This is a genomic window from Qipengyuania soli (assembly GCF_015529805.1).
Taxonomy (GTDB): Bacteria; Pseudomonadota; Alphaproteobacteria; order Sphingomonadales; family Sphingomonadaceae; genus Qipengyuania; species Qipengyuania soli.
The window spans coordinates 2,023,220-2,043,722 of sequence record NZ_CP064654.1 but is presented as its reverse complement, the minus strand read 5'-3'; the positions used below and the strand labels follow the sequence as shown (position 1 = coordinate 2,043,722).

The window sequence follows — 20,503 nt, the reverse complement described above, 5'->3', positions numbered from 1 at the left end:
CCCTGATTGCCCGAGGGATGGCAATCGCTGTCCCGTATGTCAAGCGTTGTCATACAAGCCTTGAACTGGACAGCCCTCTGGTGCATGGATGGCGTCAAGGAGAGGGAAAACAGCCGTGGAATTGCGCTTTTCCGCCAGTGAGGACGCTTTCGAGCTGTGGCTCGATGGCAAATTGCTGCTGCGTCACGCAAATTCATGTCCTGCGGTGGTCATTGCCCGGGGCAACCCCAGCGTCGAAATGTATCGCGGCAATTTCCGCATCGAGGATGCTCCACGCGAGTCGGTGCGTCCCGACAGCTTCAGTCTCGATGGCGACGGCGCCGTCCTGCTGAGCGACGGGATCGAAGTCGTTCGCCTGTCATTGGCTGGTTCGGCGCTGCAGGTGGATGCGCTCGATCCGTCGTTCGATCGTATCCATCTCCACTTCCATGCCGAAGCGGGCGAGGTCGTTTGGGGTGGCGGGGAGCAAATGAGCTACCTTGCCCTCAACGGTCGACGCTTCCCGATGTGGACCAGCGAGCCCGGTGTCGGTCGCGACAAGTCGACCGAACTGACGCGCATCATGGATGCCGAGGGCATGGCGGGTGGCGACTATTGGAACACCAATTATCCCCAACCGACGTTCCTGTCTTCGCGCTGGCTGGCGGTTCATTGCGCAGAGACCTGTTACTCGGTGCTCGATTTCACCGACGCGAATACGCACCGCGTCGAAGTATGGAGCAGCAGCGCGCGGTTCGAGTTCTTCGGCGCCGATGGGCCCAAAGCGCTTGTCGGCCTGTTGTCGGACCGCTTCGGTCGCCAGCCTGCTCTTCCCGACTGGGCCATCTCGGGGGCGATCGTCGGCCTCAAGTCGGGTGCGAGCAGTTTCGACCGGCTGGAGAAATTCATCGACGCCGGCTCGGCCGTGTCGGGCCTCTGGTGCGAGGACTGGGCGGGAATCCGCCAGACGAGTTTCGGGCGCCGGTTGTTCTGGGACTGGCACCTGGGCGAGCGAAGCGAAGAGCGTTTCCCCGGTCTCGAGGGCAGAATTGTCGACTTGGCCAGGCGCGGCATCAAGTTCCTCGCCTATGTGAACCCCTATCTCGCAGAGGATGGCGATCTCTTCGCCGACGCGGCGGCGGGCGGGCATTTCTGCCTGAAGCTCGACAGCGACGAGCCTCATCTCGTCGACTTCGGCGAATTCGACTGCGGTGTGCTCGATTTCACCCGCGAGGAAACCCGCAGCTGGTTTGCCGAGCGCATCATAGGGCGCGAGATGCTCGACCGGGGCATTGCCGGGTGGATGGCCGATTTCGGCGAGTACCTGCCGACCGACCTGCGGCTCGCCGATGGCTCCGACCCGATGGAGGCGCACAATCTCTATCCGGTCCTGTGGGCGCAAGTGAATGCGCAGGCCGTCGCGAGTCGCAGCAAGACTGGCGATGCGGTCTTCTTCATGCGCGCGGGATTTTCCGGAGTGCAGGCGCATTGCCCGTTGCTTTGGGCAGGCGACCAGTGTGTCGATTTCACTCGCCACGACGGGATCGGCACGGTGATTACCGCGGCGCTTTCCGCCGGGCTTCTGGGCAATGCCTACAGCCATTCCGACTGCGGCGGCTACACATCGCTTCATGGCAATGTCAGGTCCGAGGAACTGCTCAGGCGCTGGTGCGAACTGGCTGCCTTCGCCCCGGTCATGCGCAGTCACGAGGGCAACCGGCCCGACGACAACCTTCAGTATGACAGCTCGCCCGGACTGCTCGATTGTTTCGCGCGCTGGAGCCGAGTCCATGCCTACCTTGCGCCCTATGTGCGTGAGCTGTGCGGCGAGGCATCGCGCAGCGGGCTGCCCCTGCAGCGCCCGCTGTTCCTCGAATATCCGGACGACCCCAAGCTGTTTGCAGTGCAGGACCAGTATCTTTACGGCTCCGACCTGCTGGTTGCGCCCGTGATCGAGGAAGGTGCCGACCGGCGCGACGTCGTCCTGCCAGGCGAGGGCCCATGGCGCCATTGCTGGAGCGGCGAGGATTTCGCGCCAGGAACGCATTCGGTTGCTGCTCCGATAGGTGCGCCGCCCGTGTTCTATCGCCCGGAAGCGCGGCATGCGCCGCTGTTCGCCGGGCTTGCCGGAGTGCTGAGCCAATGAGCGAGAGATCGAACATCCGCGATGTCGCCGAACGCGCGGGGGTGGCGGTGAAGACCGTCAGTCGCCTGCTCAACGGTCATCCCTATGTCCGCGCCGAGACCCGCGAGAAGATCGAGCGGGCGATGAAGGAACTCGACTTCCGCCCCAGCGTCGCCGCGCGCATCCTCTCGGGCGCGAAGTCGAACCAGGTCGCGCTGATCTACGACAATCACAGCCCGTATTACATGTTCCAGATCCAGACCGGCTGCTGGGACGCGTGCAAGGCAAAGGGCATCCGCCTGATTGCGCAGCCCGTCGACGTCGAGGACCCCGATGTCGGGGAACAGGTGCGCGGGCTGGTCATGGAAACGCATGTCGACGGGATCATCCTGTCCTCGCCCGTGACCGATTGCGAGGCGGTCCTGGCGACGCTCGACACGCTCAACATACCCTTCGTGCGGATCTCGCCGGGGACCAACCATGCGCTGACCAGTTCGGTGTTCATGGACGATGCGCAGGCGGCGGACGACCTGACCAGCCTGCTGATCAACAAGGGACATCGCAGGATCGGCTTCATCAAGGGCCACCCCAACCACATGGCCAGCGACGAACGCCTGTTCGGCTATCGCCGCGCGCTCGACCGGGCGGGCATCGCTTTCGAGCCGGGCCTGGTCCACGATGGCGAGTTCGACGTCGAAAGCGGCATCAGGGCAGGGGGCGAATTGCTCGACCTGCTCAATCCGCCGACCGCGATCTTCGCGTCGAACGACGACATGGCTGCAGGCGTGCTGGCCGTGGCGCACGAGCGCGACATCGACGTGCCGCGCGACCTGTCGGTGGTCGGGTTCGACGACACGCCGCTTGCGCGCACTGTCTATCCGCCGTTGACGACCATCCATCAGCCGATGGCCGACCTCGCCCGCACCGCGACCGAAATTCTCGTCACCGGTGGGGACATCACCCACCAGCGCCTGCCGCACCAATTGATCGAACGCGCCTCCGTCGCGCCGCCGAAGGGATACGAATGACCACACTGCCTCCACCGCCTGCCTCGCGCCGCCTGGGCTCCAGCGATATCGCGATTTCGCCGCTTGCCTGGGGCATGTGGCGTCTCGCCGAAAACGGCCGCACCGCCTCCGAAGCAGCCGCGCTGGTCCATGCCGCGCTCGATGCAGGGATCACGCTGCTCGATACGGCAGACATCTACGGCTTTAACGGCGGTGGCGGCTTCGGCGATGCAGAAGCCTTGCTGGGCGAGGTGCTCGCCGCGGAACCCGGCTTGCGCAGCCGCATGGTGCTGGCCAGCAAGGGCGGGATCATGCCGCCGCTGCCCTACGACCAGTCGGCGGAATACCTGTCGGGTGCCATCGATGCATCGCTGCGGAGGATGAAGGTCGACACGATCGACCTCTACCAGATCCACCGCCCGGACATCCTGACCCACCCGCAGGAAGTCGCGCGGACGCTGGAAGACGCTCTGGCGGTGGGCAAGATCCGCTCGCTTGGCGTGTCGAACTTCACGCAAGCGCAGATCGACGCGTTGGCGCATTTCCTCGACACCCCGCTGGTGGCGACGCAGCCCGAGATTAGCCCGCTGCGGATCGACTGTTTCGAAAACGGCGAGCTGGACCAGGCCATGCGCCTTGGCCTGACGCCGCTCGCATGGTCGCCGCTGGGCGGGGGGCGCCTGCTCTCGCCCGAAACCGAGCGCGACAAGGCGGTGGCAAGCGAACTCGACCGGATTGCGGGCGAGCAGGGCGTCAGTCGCTCGGTCGCCGCCTATGGCTGGCTGATGGCGCATCCGGCAGGCATCGTCCCGATCATCGGTTCGCAGAGCGCGGAACGGATCGCCGAGGGCGCACAGGCGCTCGGCATGACCTGGACACGACAGGATTGGTACGCGGTGCTGGTCGCCGCGCGAGGAGTGAGACTACCATGACCCAACAGTGCGAAATCGCGTGGTTTTCCGCGCTGTGCGACGACGACTACGAATTCCTCGGCGTGCCCGATCCGCAGCTTGCCTCGAGCTGGGAGCATTGCCGCAATATCGTGCTGCGGGCCGAAGAGGGCGGGTTCGACAATATCCTGCTTCCCTCGGGCTACCAGCTCGGCGTTGACACCACTGTCTTCGCCGCCGCGGTCGCGCCCTATCTCAGCCGCATGAAACTGCTGTGGGCGACGCGCATGGGCGAAGACTGGCCACCGCAGCTGGCGCGCCGCATCGCGACGCTCGACCGCATCCTCGGCCCCAATGCCGATGGCACCGGCGGGCGCCTCAACGTCAACATCATCTCCTCCGACATGCCTGGGCAGGCGATGGAAAGCGGTCCACGTTATCGTCGCGGGACCGAGATCATGAAGATCGTCCGCACGCTGCTCAACGGCGAGCACTGCAAGTTCGACGGTGAGTTCTACCAGTTCGACCTCGACCCGGCGCGCATCTCCACGCTCAGCGGCAAGTGCCCGCCGTTCTACTTCGGCGGCCTCAGCCACGAGGCGCGCGAATGCGCGGCCGAGGCGGCAGACGTCTACCTGATGTGGCCGGACACGATGGACAAGGTCCGCGCCAACATCGCCGACCTCAAGGAGCGCGCGGCGAAGTTCGGGCGCGAGCTGAAGTTCGGCTATCGTGTCCACGTCATCGTGCGGGAAACCGAGGACGAGGCGCGCGCCTATGCCGACCGCCTGCTCTCGAAGCTCGACGACGAGACCGGCAAGGCGATCCGCGAGAAGTCGCTCGATGCCAAGAACTACGGCGTCCAGCGGCAGCAGGAACTGCGCGGCGCGGCGGACGGCGACGGCTTCGTCGAGGAGAATTTGTGGACGGGCATCGGCCGCGCGCGATCGGGTTGCGGCGCAGCGATCGTCGGCAATCCCGACCAGGTCCTGGCCAAGCTTCGCGCCTACCAGGCCGAGGGGATCGAAGCCTTCATCCTCTCCGGATACCCGCACACGACGGAGGCGGACCTGTTCGCCCGCCATGTCCTGCCGCATATCGAGCATGGCCCGCTGAAGTTCTGACGTGGACGAATCCGCTGCCCCGAACCTTTACGACGTCGCCGTCATCGGCGGCGGCATCAACGGCTGTGGCATTGGCCGCGATGCCGCCGGTCGGGGCGCCAAGGTCCTCCTGCTCGAAGCCGGGGACCTCGCACAAGGAACGTCCTCCGCCTCGTCGAAGCTGATCCACGGCGGCTTGCGCTATCTCGAGCACTACGAGTTCGGCCTCGTGCGCGAGTCCCTGTCCGAACGCGAGCGGCTGTGGGCGATTGCCCCGCACATCATCTGGCCGATGCGCTTCGTCCTTCCCCACGTGAAGGGCCTGCGCCCGCGCTGGCTGCTGCGGCTCGGGCTGTTCCTCTACGACCACATTGGCGGACGCAAGAAACTGCGTGCTACGCAGACCGTGGCCCTTACCGGCCATCCCGCCGGTGCCCCGTTGAAGCCCGAATTCACCAATGGTTTCGTCTATTCCGACTGCTGGGCGGATGATGCGCGGCTGGTGGTGCTCAATGCCCGCGATGCTGCCGACAAGGGTGCCGATGTCCGTACGCGCTGCCGCGTCACAGGTTTTGCGCGAGAGGGCAACAATTGGCGTATCGAGGCAGGGGGCGAGACCTTCCATGCCCGCGCAATCGTCAACGCCGGTGGCCCGGGTGTGCTCCGCGTGCTGGAAGCGGGTCATGTTCCGGACAGCAATCGCATGCGGCTCGTGCGTGGCTCGCACATCGTCGTGCGCAAGCTGTTCGACCACGATTTCGCCTATTTCTTCCAGCTGCCCGATGGGCGGATCTTCTTCGCCATCCCTTATGAAGATGACTTCACCCTCGTCGGGACGACCGATGCAGATCACCAGGGGCCGCTCGACCATGTCGAGGCAAGCGTGGAGGAAATCGCCTATCTCTGCGAAGGCGCAAACCGGTTCTTCCGCCAGCAAATTGCCCCCGCCGATGTCGTTTGGAGCTACGCCGGTGTGCGCCCGCTGATCGATGACGGATCGGGCAAGCCCGAGGCGGCGACCCGCGGCTATCGCCTGGAATTGAGCGAAGTCGACGAGGGCGCACCGCTGCTGAACGTCTTCGGCGGCAAGCTCACCGTCTACCGCCACTTGGCGCAGGAGGCGGTCGACCGGCTGGGGACGCGACTTCCGCTCGCCGACCGTTCCGGCTGGACCGGGCACGAAGCTTTGCCGGGAGGCGATTTTCCGACCGACGGCGCAGACGACCTGTGTGCGAAGCTTGCTGGCCGATATCCGTTCTTTGACCCCATGACGATCCGCCGCATCGCCAAGGCCTATGGAACGCTGGCTTTCGAAATATTCGGCGAAGCCGACGCCATGTCCGACTGTGGAACCGATTTCGGACATGGCCTGACCCAGCGCGAGGTCGACTATCTGCGTGCCCGCGAATGGGCCCTGACAGCCGAGGATATCCTCTGGCGGCGAACCAAACTCGGCCTCAGGCTGTCCCCCGGACAGCAGGCCACACTCGGCAATTACTGCCTTGAAAGGGAAGCAGCATGACACTTCGGATCGTAGCCATCGGCGGGACGGTCAATCCCGGCAGCACCACCGAGATGGCGCTGCGCTATGCCTGCAAGCCCCTGCTCGAGGCGGGGGCCGAAGTCAGCGTGTTCGGCGGCGACTACCTTGCGGGCCTGCCGCACTACCGCGGCAGGGACTACCAGGAAGGCAGTGGGCGCGAACTGGTCGAGGCGGTCCGGCAGGCCGACGGCATACTGGTCGCAGCGCCGGGCTACCACGGGACCGTGTCGGGACTCGTCAAGAACGCGCTCGATTACCTCGAGGATCTCGCCAAGGATCGTCGCCCCTATCTCGACGGGCGCGCTGTCGGCCTCATCGCCACAGCCTATGGCGACCAGGCGGCCATGGGAACGCTGCTGACGCTGCGCAACATCATCCACGCCCTGCGCGGCTGGCCCACGCCCATGGGCGTGACCGCCCGCACTTACGAGGGCATGTTCTCGCCCGAAGGCGAGTGCCTGGACGATCGCATCCGCCTGCAACTCACCCTGGTCGGGCAGCAGGTTCTTCGCGGGGCGACGGTGTGGAGCCAGGTGGACGCGGCATGAGCACCGGTGTTCAGGAAGCCATCGACGCGATCGCGCGCGGCGAGATCGTCATCCTCACCGGCGACCGGCTGCGCGGCGGTGATATCGACTTTTGCGCCGCCGCGAGCCTCGTCACGACCGAGCACATTACCTTCATGGCAACGCATGGGCGTGGTCTCATCTGCCTGACGCTGCCCAGCGAGCGCGCAATGGGGCTGGGCATCCGGCTCATCAATCCCTCTACCGAACGCCAGACGGGCCGCCCCTTCGGCAATTCGATCGAGGCGCGCGAGGGCGTGACGACCGGCATTTCCGCCGCCGACCGGGCGCATACGATCCGCACAGCCGTTGCTCCGGGCGCCACCAGCAGCGACCTCGTCAGTCCCGGCCACGTATTCCCCCTCATCACCCGCAGCGGCGGCGTCGATGCGCGCATGTCGGCAGCCGAAGGCTCGGTGCGGCTATGCAGCCTTGCGGGGGTGGGCGATGCCGGAGTGATTTGCTCGATCATGCGCGACGACGGCGAAATGGCCCGCCTGCGCGATGTCCAGCCGCTGATCGAGAAGTTCAACCTCAAGGTCTGCGACATCTCGCAACTTAGCGAAGGTGCGGCATAGAGGCCTAGTGGCGGAGACGGAGTCCGATCTGATTTTGATCTAACATCTTGATATCAAGAAACTATAGATGTCGCGAAATGAACCAGACCCACACCTAGACCCACACTTTCGAATGGATGCAAGCGAACTCCTGCGCCAGAAAAACTTAGGGCTACTTGGGGCCCAGCGCCAGAGTATCGCGATTGGTGCAAGGCATCCAAATGGCTGCATCCAGTCGGATATCTGATTCACCCCTGACGTTGGGCCGCGTCACTATGCCTTCGAAGCCCGATAGCGGGCGTCGATCACTTCACAATCCAGGTTTGCCATGAACGCGTCGATGATGTGCATAGCTGCTGTGCCGAAGTTCATGTGATAGGAGAGGAGAGGTCGTTCATAGCTAGCGCAATCAGCGGCGTTCCCGTCATCGCGCCATGCATGTGATCCTATGTCGAGTAATTGTGGAGCGATCGCGTGTGTGCGTTTATGGTCAGCACGCACCAGCCAGCGCCGCTCCCGCGCCACCAACCGCCGCCGGTCCCATAGCCTCGCGTCTGGTTAGATTGCTCATCATGGCAGACTCCCCACTTCACTCAATCAACAGCAGAATGGGCCAATCTAATAATTTAAAGAATAACTCGTATCTGTGTCATTGTCTCGGATCAAAACAAATGCGATCCCGTCTCAATTCTCAAGGAAATCAACCTTCCCGCTGTCGAGATGATAGAAGGCACCGACCACTTTGAGTGAGCCCTGGCGTTGCGGTGCGAGTAAGGCCGGTGAAGCTTCCTCTCGCAGCTCTCTGACCACGCGCCGGACATTGCTGATCGCGGCGGCGTCGACGATGTGATCTGCCCAGGGATCTGTCTCAAGCACGGCTGGGAGCAGCGATTGCAAAACCTTGGAAATGTTTCCTGAGAAGGTGGCCTTACCCCGCGCGAGGGACACCGCGGCGTTGATTGCGCCGCAGGCTTCGTGCCCCATCACCACGATGAGCGGCACCTTGAGGTTCGTGACCGCGAATTCGAGGCTACCGAGTGCCGTCGTGCACAGCGTGTTGCCTGCGTTGCGGATAATGAAAAGCTCGCCAAGCCCACGTTCAAAGAGAAGCTCTGGCGGAACGCGCGAATCGGAGCAGCTCAGATAGGCCGCGAAGGGGCGCTGCGCCGCCGCAAGCTCGAGCCGCCGCATGCGATCCATGGTCGGCTCATAAGTCGTATCGTCGAGAAAACGCCGATTGCCTTCTTTCAAAAGTTCAAGAGCTTGATCGGGTGTAAGTTGAGGTACCTCTTCCACTTGGTCTCATCATCCTTCGGTTCTCGCTGACGGCTCTTGAGCCATCCCGTTCAGAGTATTCCGTGGGCGCCGGCCATTGCACCAAGCGTCGTCAACAGGGCGGCAATGGAAAGGGCCTGATGCACCCGAACCATCAAGCGAAAATCGCGTTCGGGTGTTTGCGAGTGCGCCATCCGCCGGTGCAAAAACAGCGGTTCGGCAATGAACAGCATCACAAAGAACGCCAGCCACAGGGCAAGCATCGCATGCATCCACCAGTAACCCTGCTCGGCAAAACGCCCCCACATGTCGCCGCGCCACGTCATCCAGAACCCGGAGGCGCCAGCCAGCAGAACCCACGCCTTGGCATGTGCGGAAAAGCCCTGCTCTATGCGGTGAAAGGCCTGCAACCGGTTCTCAGGCGCTTCGGTCTTCCGTATGGCCGGCATCACCACGAATGTGACGAACCAGACGCCGCCGATCCAGCCGACAATGGAGACGACATGCAGCACGCGAGCAATGGTGAAGTCGTCGAAGATCATGGTCTTGCCTTCTAGCTGTTATCGCCTGCACAACTTTGATCAGCATCAAATACATCTCGGCTTGCGAGTCTATTCGGGCGATATGAAAACACACCTTCTCAGCCTTACGGCTGCTTCGCTGGCGATACTTTCGCCGACCGCCGCCTTCGCAGATGACGGCAATGACCTGCCGATCGACCCCTATCTGGATTTGAGGTACCGGCTCGAAGTAGTCGATCAGGCGAATCTGCCGCAAGATGCCACCGCTTCGACACTCAGGATCAGGGGCGGGGTCGAGACCGACGAGTGGAACGGTTTCAGCGCGCTGGTCGAAGGCGAGGCCGTGGTCCGGATCGGGCCAGAGGATTTTAATGACACCACGAACGGGTTGGTCCAGTTCCCCGTCGTCGCCGATTCGTCCGACGTGTTGCTCAACCGCGCCTTCGTGCGATGGCGCCCTGATCCGGCGATCGAAGCGGTCGCCGGGCGGCAAAAGGTCAACCTCGACAATCAACGCTGGATCGGTTCGGTCGACTGGCGCCAGAACGACCAGACATTCGACCTTGCACAGCTATCGGTGAAGCCCGTCGAAGGGGCATCGATCCAGTACTTCCATGCATGGCGGGTCAACCGGATCTTTGGGCCGGATTCCCCCAACGGAATCTGGCGGGACAACGATATCCATGCCCTCAACGCCAGCTACGCCATTCCGTCAGTGGGTACGGTTTCTGCCTATGGCTATTTCCTCGATATCCCCGATGCGCCCGCGGCCAGTTCGCAAACACTGGGTTTGCGCCTTGCGGGCTCGCAGCCGGTGAGCGGCAGTACGAAACTCCTCTACACTGCGGAATACGCGAACCAGCGCGATCTGGGGCCGAATCCGGGCAATTTTTCGCTCGACTACCTGCTGCTCGAGCCGGGGGTTTCGACCGGGGGTTTCACTGCCAAGGTCGGCTTTGAGCGTCTGGAAGGCAACGGATCGACCGGGCTGCAGACTCCATTGGCGACCTTGCACGCTTTCAACGGCTGGGCCGACAAGTTCCTCGCCACCCCACCAGACGGGCTGCGCGATTTCTATGGCGACGTGAGCTATCGTTTCGGCGACGGATCGCCTCTCAAGGGGTTGCTATTGCGCGGTATCGTGCACGATTTCGACGCTACCGAGACGGACCTTGCTTACGGACGGGAAGTGAACCTGCTTGCGGTATTTCCGATAAGGAAGAACCTTACCGTTCTGGCGAAGTTTGCGCATTACGAAGCGGAAGGGTTCAGTGTCGATACCACAAAAGGATGGCTGCAAGTCCAGGTCAGTTTCTAGCGCAGGTCAGGCGGAACCGGATCGGGCCGGGAATAGCGCTCAAGGCTTTCGCGGTCCTCGATCCTCACCTTTGAGCCATCAAGCGAGACGCCGTGTTTCCTGAGCGTACCGAAAGCACGGGAGAGGTTTTCGGGCGTCATGCCGAGCAGCGAGGCGAGCAGTCGCTTTTCACCCTTGAGCTCGAACTCCCACTGCCCGCCTTTCCGGGCGGATTTTTCAAGCAAGTGATTGCCTAACCGTTCGGCCGACTGTCGCACCTTCATATCCGTTAGCGCGCGGACAAGATCGCGATAGCCATGTGCGAGCTCGTGCATGGTCGCCTGCATCAAGGCAGCATCATGCCGAATGGATTCGCGCAAACCGGATGCAGGAACGAGCAGGATGCGCGATGATGCGAGCGTGCGTGCCGACATCAGATAGGGTGTATCGGTCACGACGGCGGCGAGAATAAAGCTTTCGACGGGTTCCACGATCCGCATGGTCGTATCGCGCCCGGCGCCCTCCACAAACAGTTCCACCAGCCCATCGACAAGCACATGCAGGAAGTCCGCATCCTGCCCTTTCTCGAACAGCGTAAGCTGGGGAGGAAATACCTGGAGATAGGCCCCCGCAAGGATCGTATCGCGCTGCGCTTCGGCCATGTCCCGAAACAGCGGAAGCCGTGCGATTTCAGGCTTCTCTCCGATTCGCATGATTGTCGCAGCTCCAGCTCGATGAATTCGCCGAGTTAGCCTTCAGATTGATAATTATCAAGAAGGTGCATGATCCATTTCGGTGACTCCATTGCGCCTCGTCATGCCGAGAGGAGATTGCCCGGGCCTCGTATTCCAATTTGATCCTCGTCAAAGAGCCTCGATGAGCCTCCCGTAATTGAGGTCCTGTCCGAAATACCAGATCAGGAACCATATCATGCCAGGACAGGAAATCGCGACCAGCAGCGAACAGAATCGGGCTCTAGGACTGAGCACATTCGCGTTCACGATCTGCTTCGCTGTCTGGACGATCTTCGCGATCGTCGGGATCGAAATCAAGGCCGAGCTGGGCCTCAGCGATACCCAGTTCGGACTGCTAGTCGGAACCCCGATTCTGACGGGGTCGTTGACCCGCCTGTTCCTCGGTATCTGGACTGACCAATATGGTGGTCGCATCGTCTTCCCGATCACCATGCTCGCCTCGGCGGCATCGACATTCCTGCTTTCCTACACGGACAGCTATCTCATGATGCTGCTGGCGGCGTTGGGTCTTGGCTTGGCGGGTGGCGGCTTCGCCGTAGGCGTCGCCTATGTTTCCAAGTTCTACCCGCTTGAAAAGCAGGGCTCGGCTCTCGGTTTCTTCGGCATGGGCAATGTCGGTGCGGCGGTGACCAAGTTTCTTGCGCCGTGGGTTATGGTGGCGATCGGCTGGCAGGGCGTGGCCCAGGTCTGGGCGGGAGCCTTGGCGATCGTAGCCGTCCTGTTCTACCTTTTTGCCAAGGACGATCCCGAGTTCGCGGCCCGCAAGACTAGCGGGGTGAAGGCAAAAGGCTTGCTCGAACAGCTCGAACCGCTCCGTAATGAGCAGGTGTGGCGTTTCTCGCTCTATTACTTCTTCGTCTTCGGAGCCTTCGTGGCGCTCGCGCTCTGGCTGCCCAATTACATGGTGGGACTCTACGGCATCGACGTGAAGCTGGCGGGTATGCTCGCTGCGACCTTCTCGCTCTCGGCCAGTGTGTTCCGCGCCTATGGAGGCGTGCTCTCGGATAAGTATGGCGCGCGCAAGATCATGTACGCCACCTTCGGCGTCTCGCTGATCTGCCTCTTCATGCTGTCCTATCCCGCGACCGATTACGTCATCCACGGGATCGAAGGCGACATCATGTTCTCGACCTCGATGAACTTGGTGCCTTTTGTCATCACTGTATTCGTGCTGGGCTTCTTCATGTCGCTCGGCAAGGCGGCGGTCTACAAGCACATTCCGGTCTACTATCCGGGCCACGTTGGATCGGTGGGCGGTCTCGTGGGCCTCGTCGGTGGGCTCGGCGGCTTTATTTTGCCGATCGTGTTCGGCGCGGTCAGTGACCTGACCGGCATCTGGACCAGCTGTTTCATGGTCCTGTTCGCCCTGGTCGGCATTGCGCTCGCATGGATGCATATCGCTATCCGGCAGATGGAACAGAAGGCCAGCGGCATCGATACGCGCTCGCTTCCCGAATTCCCTGAAATGGCCGAGCTGCACGATGAGGAAAAGCAGGCCGTTGCTACGCCCAGCAAGGTGCTGACCGAGTGGAAGCCAGAGGATCCCGGTTTCTGGGAGCAAACGGGCGAGAAGATTGCTCGCCGCAATCTCTACATCTCGATCCCGGCGCTGCTGCTGGCGTTCTCGGTCTGGATGGTGTGGTCGATGGTGGTCGCGAAGCTGCCCTCGATAGGCTTCGACTACACCACCGATCAGCTGTTTTGGCTGGCGGCATTGCCGGGCCTTTCGGGCGCGACCTTGCGGATCTTCTACAGCTTTGTCGTTCCGATATTCGGCGGGCGCCTGTGGACCACGATGTCGACCGCGTCGCTGCTGATCCCGGCATTCGGGATAGGCTATGCGGTCCAGAACCCGGATACGCCCTATGTCATCTTCCTGACTCTGGCGCTGCTGTGCGGCTTTGGTGGCGGCAACTTCGCCTCCTCCATGTCCAACATAAGCTTCTTCTTCCCGAAGGCGCAGAAGGGCAATGCGCTCGCGCTTAACGCCGGACTCGGAAACCTGGGAGTTTCGGTGATGCAGTTCCTCGTTCCGTTGGTGATTGTCGCCAGCGTGTTCGGCGCGCTGGGCGGGGAGCCTCAGCAAACTGCCGAAGGCGGTCAGCTGTGGCTGCAGAATGCCGGCTTCATCTGGGTGCCGTTCATCATGGCGTCCACGCTGCTGGCATGGTTCGGGATGAATGACATCGCCGATGCAAAAGCCAGCTTCTCCGAACAGTCGGTGATCTTCCAGCGCAAGCACAACTGGCTGATGTGCTGGCTCTACACCGGCACATTCGGCAGCTTCATCGGTTTCTCCGCTGGCCTGCCGTTGCTCGCCAAGCACCAGTTCCCCGATGTGGATGTGCTGCAGTTCGTCTTCCTCGGGCCGCTTGTGGGGGCGCTCAGCCGTGCTGCGACGGGATGGGTGTCGGACAAGTGGGGCGGGGCTCGGGTAACCTTCTGGGTCTTTGTACTCATGATGCTGGGCGTGCTCGGGGTGGTGTACTTCCTCGAAGCGGCCAACTGGTGGGGCTTCCTTGGCGCTTTCATCTTCATGTTCTTCATGACCGGTGTTGGCAATGCATCGACCTTCCAGATGATCCCCAACATCATGCGCCAGGAAGTCCCGCGCCTGATGCCGGAACTCGATGCAACGGCCCGGGTTCGCCAGGCAGAGAAGGAATCCGCTGCGATCGTTGGCTTCACTTCGGCCATTGCCGCTTACGGGGCCTTCTTCATTCCGAAGAGCTTCGGTAGCGCGATTGCCGCCACCGGTTCGCCAATGGCGGCGCTGTGGGGCTTCTTCATCTTCTATTCCAGCTGTGCGGCATTGACCTGGTGGGCCTACACCCGCCGCGGCGGCCTGCTGCACGACATCGAGCGCGGCCGGGCACCAGCCCCGGTTGAAACACCCGCTCAGCTCAAGGGAGCAACCGCATGAGCCATCTTCTCGACCGCCTGACCTTCTTCAAACAGGCCAAGCAGCCGTTTTCAAAAGGCCACGGCATCACAACCAACCAGAACCGAGACTGGGAGGACAGCTATCGCAAGCGTTGGCAGCACGACAAAATCGTGCGGTCGACCCACGGGGTGAACTGCACCGGCTCGTGCAGTTGGAAGATTTACGTTAAGGGCGGGATCATCACGTGGGAAACACAGCAGACCGACTATCCGCGTACGCGGCCCGATCTGCCGAACCACGAGCCTCGTGGGTGCCCGCGCGGTGCAAGTTACAGTTGGTACATCTATTCGGCCCAGCGGCTGAAGTATCCGATGATCCGCTCGCGGCTTGTCAAGCTGTGGCGCGAAGCGCGTACGGTGCGGACTCCCGTCGCGGCATGGGCTTCGATCGTCGAGGATCCGGCCAAGCGCAAAACCTACACCGCAATACGTGGTCACGGCGGTTTCGTGCGTTCGACGTGGGATGAGGTCAACGAGATCATCGCCGCGGCCAATGCCTACACCGCCAAGACCTACGGCCCCGACCGGGTGATCGGCTTCTCGCCGATCCCGGCGATGTCGATGGTGAGTTATGCGGCTGGCTCGCGCTACCTTTCGCTGCTCGGCGGCACCTGCATGTCATTCTACGACTGGTACTGCGATCTGCCACCCGCCAGCCCTCAGACCTGGGGTGAGCAGACCGACGTTCCGGAAAGCGCCGACTGGTACAATGCCGGCTTCCTGATGATGTGGGGCTCCAACGTGCCGCAAACGCGCACGCCCGACGCGCACTTCATGACCGAGGCACGTTACCGCGGAACCAAGGTTGCCGTGGTCAGCCCTGACTATGCCGAGGCGACCAAGTTCGCCGATCTCTGGCTCAACCCCAAGCAAGGGACCGACGCGGCGCTCGCCATGGCGATGGGCCATGTCATCCTGCGCGAATATCACCTCGACCGTCAGGCAGAGTACTTTGAGGATTACTGCCGGAAGTATTCCGACTTTCCGATGCTTGTGCGTTTGGTCGAAAAAGACGGTGCCTATGTGCCCGAACGTCTGCTGCGCGCATCGGATTTCCTCAAGGATCTGGGCGAAGAGAACAATCCCGATTGGAAGACGGTGGCAATCGACGAGACCACCGAAGAAGTCGTTGTACCCAATGGCTCGGCAGGCTTCCGGTGGGGTGAAAAGGGCAAATGGAACCTGGAGGAGAAAGACGGGCGGGGCAACGACACCGCGCTGAGGATGACCAACATTCTCGAAGGCAATCACGACGAGGTGATCGAAGTCTCCTTCCCCTATTTCGGGAATCGCGAACACGATCATTTCGAAGGGACCGATCATCCCAGCGTGCTCAATCGCCGGGTGCCGGCGCGCCAGCTCCAGCTCAAGGAAGGCAAGGCTTTCGTTGCGACCGTCTTCGACCTGTTCTGCGCCAACTATGGTCTCGATCGGGGTCTTGGCGGAGACCATGTCGCGCGGGACTACGCCGAAATGGTCCCCTACACCCCGGCCTGGGCCGAAAAGATCACCGGCGTGCCGGCAGACCAGATCATCACCACTGCGCGAGAGTTTGCCGGCAATGCCGAGACAACCAAGGGCAAGTCGATGGTCATCCTCGGAGCCGGTCTCAACCACTGGTACCACATGGACATGAACTATCGCGGCATCATCAACCTGCTGGTGATGTGCGGTTGTGTGGGCCAGTCGGGCGGTGGCTGGTCGCACTACGTCGGCCAGGAAAAGCTCCGGCCCCAGACCGGGTGGCTCCCGCTGGCCTTTGCGCTCGACTGGAACCGACCGCCGCGGCAGATGAATTCGACGAGCTTCTTCTACGCGCATACCGACCAATGGCGCTACGAAACGCTCGGCGTGGACGAGATACTCTCGCCGACAGCCCCAGAGGGCGAATGGGACGCGAGCCTGATCGACTACAACGCCCGTGCGGAGCGCATGGGCTGGCTGCCCAGTGCGCCGCAGCTCAAGACCAATCCGCTCGAAGTGGGCAAGGCCGCCAAGGCATCGGGCAAGGAAGCCAAGGACTATGTAGCGGAGCAGCTCAAGTCGGGTGAGCTGGAAATGTCCTGTTTCGATCCGGACGATCCGGCAAACTGGCCACGCAACATGTTCGTATGGCGCTCCAACCTGCTCGGGTCATCGGGCAAGGGTCACGAATATTTCCTCAAGCACCTGCTCGGCACCGCACATGGCGTCCAGGGCAAGGACTTGGGAGAGATCGGTGGCCAGAAGCCGAAGGAAGTAAAGTGGCACGATGATGCGCCGCAAGGTAAGCTCGATCTGCTGGTCACGCTCGATTTCCGTATGTCGACCACCTGTGTCTATTCCGACATCGTCCTGCCGACCGCGAGTTGGTACGAGAAAGACGATCTCAACACGTCAGACATGCACCCCTTCATCCACCCGCTATCGGCAGCGGTTGACCCCGTTTGGGAATCGCGCAGCGACTGGGACATCTACAAGGGGATCGCAAAGAAGTTCTCCGAAGTTGCCCCCGAGGTTCTAGGCGTCGAACAAGACGTGGTCTTGAGCCCGATCCAGCATGACAGCCCTAACGAGATCGCCCAGCCCTTCGAGGTCGAAGACTGGGGCCAGGGACAGGTCGAACCTGTCCCTGGCAAGACGATGGCAACCGTTGCTCTCGTCGAGCGCGATTACCCCGCGCTTTATGAACGGTTCTGCTCGCTCGGTCCCCTCATGGACAAGCTCGGCAATGGCGGAAAAGGCATTGCCTGGAATACCGAGAGGGAGGTGGAAAATTTGCGGAAGCTCAATGGTACCACCAAGCTCAATGGCTCGGATAAAGGCGCGCCGAGGATCGAGAGCGCGATCGATGCCGCCGAGGTCATCCTGATGCTTGCGCCAGAGACCAATGGCGAGGTTGCGGTCAAGGCGTGGGGCGACCTGTCGAAGAAGACGGGCCGCGACCACAAGCATCTAGCGCTGCCGAAGGAAGAGGAGAAAATCCGCTTCCGCGACATTCAGGCGCAACCGCGGAAGATCATCTCTTCTCCCACCTGGTCGGGGCTAGAAAGCGAGCACGTGTGCTATAATGCTGGTTACACCAACGTGCACGAATTGATCCCCTGGCGGACGCTAACCGGGAGGCAGCAACTCTATCAGGATCACAAGTGGATGCGCGCCTTCGGTGAAGGGTTCTGCGTCTATCGCCCGCCGATCGATACCAAGGCCGTGCAGCCGATGCTTGATGAAGCGAAGAACGCACCGCACGTGGTGCTCAACTTCATCACGCCGCACCAGAAATGGGGCATCCACTCGACTTATACCGACAACCTCTTGATGCTGACGTTGTCGCGCGGCGGGCCGATCGTCTGGATGAGCGAGGTTGATGCGGCGAAGGCGGGCCTCGTCGACAACGACTGGGTCGAGGCCTTCAACGCCAATGGCGCGCTCGTCGCCCGCGTGGTCGTCTCGCAGCGCATGAAGGAGGGTACGCTCTTCATGTATCACGCACAGGAGAAGATCGTGAACGTCCCCGGCTCGCCGCTCACCGGCCAGCGCGGCGGCATCCACAATTCGGTCACCCGCGCCGTGCTCAAGCCGACCCACATGATCGGCGGCTACGTCCAGCAAAGCTACGGCTTCAACTACTACGGCACGGTCGGATCGAACCGCGACGAATATGTGATCGTCCGCAAGCTCCAGAAGGTCGACTGGCTCGAAGGAGCGCTTGCCGAAGGGGAGAATGCAGCATGAAGATCCGCGCCCAGATCGGCAAAGTGCTCAACCTCGACAAGTGCATCGGTTGCCACACCTGCTCGGTCACCTGCAAGAACGTGTGGACCAGCCGCGACGGCATGGAATACGCCTGGTTCAACAATGTCGAGACCAAGCCCGGCATCGGCTATCCCAAGGACTGGGAGAACCAGAAACGCTGGAACGGCGGGTGGGAACGTACCCCCGCCGGCTCGATCCGCCCCAAGATGGGCGGCAAGTGGCGGGTGCTGGCGAAGATTTTCGCCAACCCCAACCTGCCCGAGATCGACGACTATTACGAACCCTTCACCTTTGATTATTCGCATCTGCAGAAAGCGGGCGAGAGCAAGGCGTTCCCGACTGCGCGCCCGCGCTCGCTGATTTCGGGCGAGCGGATCGAGAAGATCAAGTGGGGTCCGAACTGGGAGGAAATTCTCGGCGGCGAATTCGCCAAGCGGTCCGAGGACTACAACTTCGAAGGGGTCCAGAAGGAGATCTACGGCCAGTTCGAAAATACCTTCATGATGTACTTGCCGCGGCTGTGCGAGCACTGCCTCAACCCGACATGCGTCGCGGCCTGCCCCTCGGGCGCGATCTACAAGCGCGAGGAAGACGGCATCGTCCTGATCGACCAGGAATCCTGTCGCGGCTGGCGCATGTGCGTATCGGGCTGCCCCTACAAGAAGATCTATTACAACTGGAAAACCGGGAAGAGCGAGAAGTGCATCTTCTGCTACCCGCGCATCGAAGCCGGCCAGCCGACCGTGTGCTCGGAAACCTGTGTCGGACGCATCCGCTACCTCGGCGTGATGCTCTACGATGCCGACCGGATCGAAGAGGCGGCGAGCGCGGAGAATATCGAGGACCTCTATCAGGCCCAGCTCGATATCTTCCTCGACCCCAATGATCCGGCCGTGATCGACCAGGCCCGCAAGGACGGCGTGCCCGAAGCCTGGCTCGAGGCTGCGCGCAACTCGCCGGTGTGGAAGATGGCGATGGAATGGAAGGTCGCCTTCCCGCTTCACCCCGAATACCGCACATTGCCGATGGTCTGGTACGTGCCGCCGCTCTCGCCGATCAGCGCGGCGGCGAGCTCGGGCGACATCGCGGTCAACAACGGCATGCCCGACATCCGTTCGCTCCGGATCCCGCTCAAATACCTCGCCAACCTGCTGACTGCGGGCGACGAGGAGCCGATCGCGCAATGCCTAGAACGCATGCTCGCGATGCGCGGCTACATGCGTGCGAAGACGGTCGAGGGTGTGAACGACGCCAGCATCGCCGAGAATGTCGGCCTCACCGGCCTGCAGATCGAGGAGATGTACAAGGTTATGGCGCTGGCGGACTATGAAGACCGCTTCGTCATCCCCACCGGCCACCGCGAAGATGCCGAGGACATGTACGACGAACGCGGAGCCTGCGGCTTCTCCTTCGGCAACGGCTGTTCGGGCGGATCCAGCGACACCAACCTGTTCGGCGCGCCGGCGCGCAAGAAACTCCAGACTCCGACGGAGGTGTTCTGATGAAGAGCCTGCACCTGATCTCGCTGCTGCTGCAGTATCCGACCACCCAGCTCGTCGACGTACTCGATGAGCTGCGCGACCGGCTTGCCGCCGATCCGGCGCTTCCGTCCGGCACGACCGAGCGACTGGCGCCGCTGATCGACCGGCTTGCGGCGAGCGACATCTACGATGCGCAGGAAGCTTATGTCGAACTGTTCGACCGCGGCCGGGCGCACAGCCTGCACCTGTTCGAGCATGTTCACGGCGAAAGCCGCGACCGCGGACAGGCGATGGTCGACCTGCGGCAGCGCTATCTCGAGGCCGGGCTCGACCCGGTGGCGAAGGAGCTGCCCGACTATTTGCCGCTGTTCCTCGATTACTGCTCGACTTTGCCGGAGGCAAAGGCGCGCGACACGCTGGCAGAGCCCGGTCTGGTGCTGGTCGCGCTGGCTGCGCGGCTTGCCGAGAAGCAATCCGAATACGCCCCGCTCTTCGCTCTGCTGTGCGACATCGCCGGCATCGAAATGGACGCGGAAGCGGCAAATTCGATGCCGCCGCCCGAGGATCCGGCGACGCTGGAGGAACTCGATGCGCAATGGGAAGAGGAGGAAATCCGCTTCTCCGCCGAAGCTGCGCCCGATCCCAATGCTGCATGCCCTCAGGTGAGCGCGATGCTCGAACGGATGCGCGATCCATCCCTTGCCGCGACCGACAGGAGGAATTGAG

General features: G+C 62.1%; 15 protein-coding genes. 12 read left to right on the top strand and 3 right to left on the bottom strand.

The window, feature by feature from the left end:
* Positions 1 to 115 precede the first annotated feature (115 nt).
* Genes IRL76_RS10180 through IRL76_RS10150 form a run of 7 tightly spaced genes read left to right on the top strand, consistent with a single transcriptional unit; the run spans position 116 to position 7,791 of the window.
* A complete protein-coding gene (locus IRL76_RS10180) occupies positions 116 to 2,125 on the top strand; it encodes an alpha-glucosidase (RefSeq protein ID WP_200981236.1) in 2,010 nt (669 codons plus the stop codon).
* Entirely contained in the window at positions 2,122 to 3,132 is a 1,011-nt protein-coding gene (locus tag IRL76_RS10175) for a LacI family DNA-binding transcriptional regulator (protein ID WP_200981235.1), read from the top strand. The genes IRL76_RS10180 and IRL76_RS10175 overlap by 4 nt, the downstream gene beginning before the upstream one ends.
* On the top strand, positions 3,129 to 4,043 hold the full coding sequence (locus IRL76_RS10170; RefSeq protein ID WP_200981234.1) for an aldo/keto reductase: 915 nt from the start codon (positions 3,129 to 3,131) through the stop codon (positions 4,041 to 4,043). Before IRL76_RS10175 ends, IRL76_RS10170 begins: the two co-directional genes overlap by 4 nt.
* Complete coding sequence (locus IRL76_RS10165) at positions 4,040 to 5,125, top strand: LLM class flavin-dependent oxidoreductase (RefSeq protein WP_200981233.1); 1,086 nt, start codon at positions 4,040 to 4,042, stop codon at positions 5,123 to 5,125. Before IRL76_RS10170 ends, IRL76_RS10165 begins: the two co-directional genes overlap by 4 nt.
* A gap of 1 nt (position 5,126) precedes the next feature.
* Positions 5,127 to 6,626 (top strand): glycerol-3-phosphate dehydrogenase, encoded by a 1,500-nt coding sequence (locus IRL76_RS10160; RefSeq protein ID WP_200981232.1) that lies wholly within the window; start codon positions 5,127 to 5,129, stop codon positions 6,624 to 6,626.
* Positions 6,623 to 7,195: an NADPH-dependent FMN reductase gene (locus IRL76_RS10155; RefSeq protein WP_200981231.1), complete on the top strand. Its 573-nt coding sequence runs from the start codon at positions 6,623 to 6,625 to the stop codon at positions 7,193 to 7,195. The genes IRL76_RS10160 and IRL76_RS10155 overlap by 4 nt, the downstream gene beginning before the upstream one ends.
* Positions 7,192 to 7,791 (top strand): 3,4-dihydroxy-2-butanone-4-phosphate synthase, encoded by a 600-nt coding sequence (locus IRL76_RS10150; RefSeq protein WP_200981230.1) that lies wholly within the window; start codon positions 7,192 to 7,194, stop codon positions 7,789 to 7,791. Before IRL76_RS10155 ends, IRL76_RS10150 begins: the two co-directional genes overlap by 4 nt.
* 663 nt (positions 7,792 to 8,454) lie before the next feature.
* On the opposite strand, the gene IRL76_RS10145 is transcribed toward IRL76_RS10150, so the two are convergent.
* The gene (locus tag IRL76_RS10145) at positions 8,455 to 9,066 is read right to left on the bottom strand and encodes a carbonic anhydrase (RefSeq protein ID WP_224831971.1); all 612 of its coding nucleotides are present in this window, start codon (positions 9,064 to 9,066) and stop codon (positions 8,455 to 8,457) included.
* A gap of 50 nt (positions 9,067 to 9,116) precedes the next feature.
* On the bottom strand, positions 9,117 to 9,587 hold the full coding sequence (locus tag IRL76_RS10140) for a hypothetical protein (RefSeq protein WP_200981229.1): 471 nt from the start codon (positions 9,585 to 9,587) through the stop codon (positions 9,117 to 9,119).
* An 82-nt stretch (positions 9,588 to 9,669) separates the two neighbouring features.
* Between IRL76_RS10140 and IRL76_RS10135 the strand changes: the two genes are divergently transcribed.
* A complete protein-coding gene (locus IRL76_RS10135) occupies positions 9,670 to 10,884 on the top strand; it encodes an alginate export family protein (RefSeq protein ID WP_200981228.1) in 1,215 nt (404 codons plus the stop codon).
* On the opposite strand, the gene IRL76_RS10130 is transcribed toward IRL76_RS10135, so the two are convergent.
* Positions 10,881 to 11,576 carry a helix-turn-helix domain-containing protein gene (locus tag IRL76_RS10130; RefSeq protein ID WP_200981227.1) on the bottom strand — a complete coding sequence of 232 codons (696 nt, stop codon included), beginning with the start codon at positions 11,574 to 11,576 and terminating at the stop codon, positions 10,881 to 10,883. The two genes, IRL76_RS10135 and IRL76_RS10130, sit on opposite strands and share 4 nt — an antisense overlap.
* A gap of 217 nt (positions 11,577 to 11,793) precedes the next feature.
* Here IRL76_RS10130 and IRL76_RS14655 point away from each other — a divergent pair, with 217 nt between their 5' ends.
* Genes IRL76_RS14655 through narJ form a run of 4 tightly spaced genes read left to right on the top strand, consistent with a single transcriptional unit; the run spans position 11,794 to position 20,502 of the window.
* Positions 11,794 to 14,541, top strand: coding sequence for a nitrate/nitrite transporter (locus tag IRL76_RS14655; protein ID WP_200981226.1), 2,748 nt, complete (start codon positions 11,794 to 11,796; stop codon positions 14,539 to 14,541).
* Positions 14,538 to 18,275 (top strand): nitrate reductase subunit alpha, encoded by a 3,738-nt coding sequence (locus IRL76_RS10120; protein ID WP_200981225.1) that lies wholly within the window; start codon positions 14,538 to 14,540, stop codon positions 18,273 to 18,275. The genes IRL76_RS14655 and IRL76_RS10120 overlap by 4 nt, the downstream gene beginning before the upstream one ends.
* The gene (gene narH / locus IRL76_RS10115; protein ID WP_200981224.1) at positions 18,272 to 19,798 is read left to right on the top strand and encodes a nitrate reductase subunit beta; all 1,527 of its coding nucleotides are present in this window, start codon (positions 18,272 to 18,274) and stop codon (positions 19,796 to 19,798) included. The genes IRL76_RS10120 and narH overlap by 4 nt, the downstream gene beginning before the upstream one ends.
* On the top strand, positions 19,798 to 20,502 hold the full coding sequence (gene narJ / locus IRL76_RS10110; RefSeq protein ID WP_200981223.1) for a nitrate reductase molybdenum cofactor assembly chaperone: 705 nt from the start codon (positions 19,798 to 19,800) through the stop codon (positions 20,500 to 20,502). Before narH ends, narJ begins: the two co-directional genes overlap by 1 nt.
* Position 20,503: the final 1 nt, after the last annotated feature.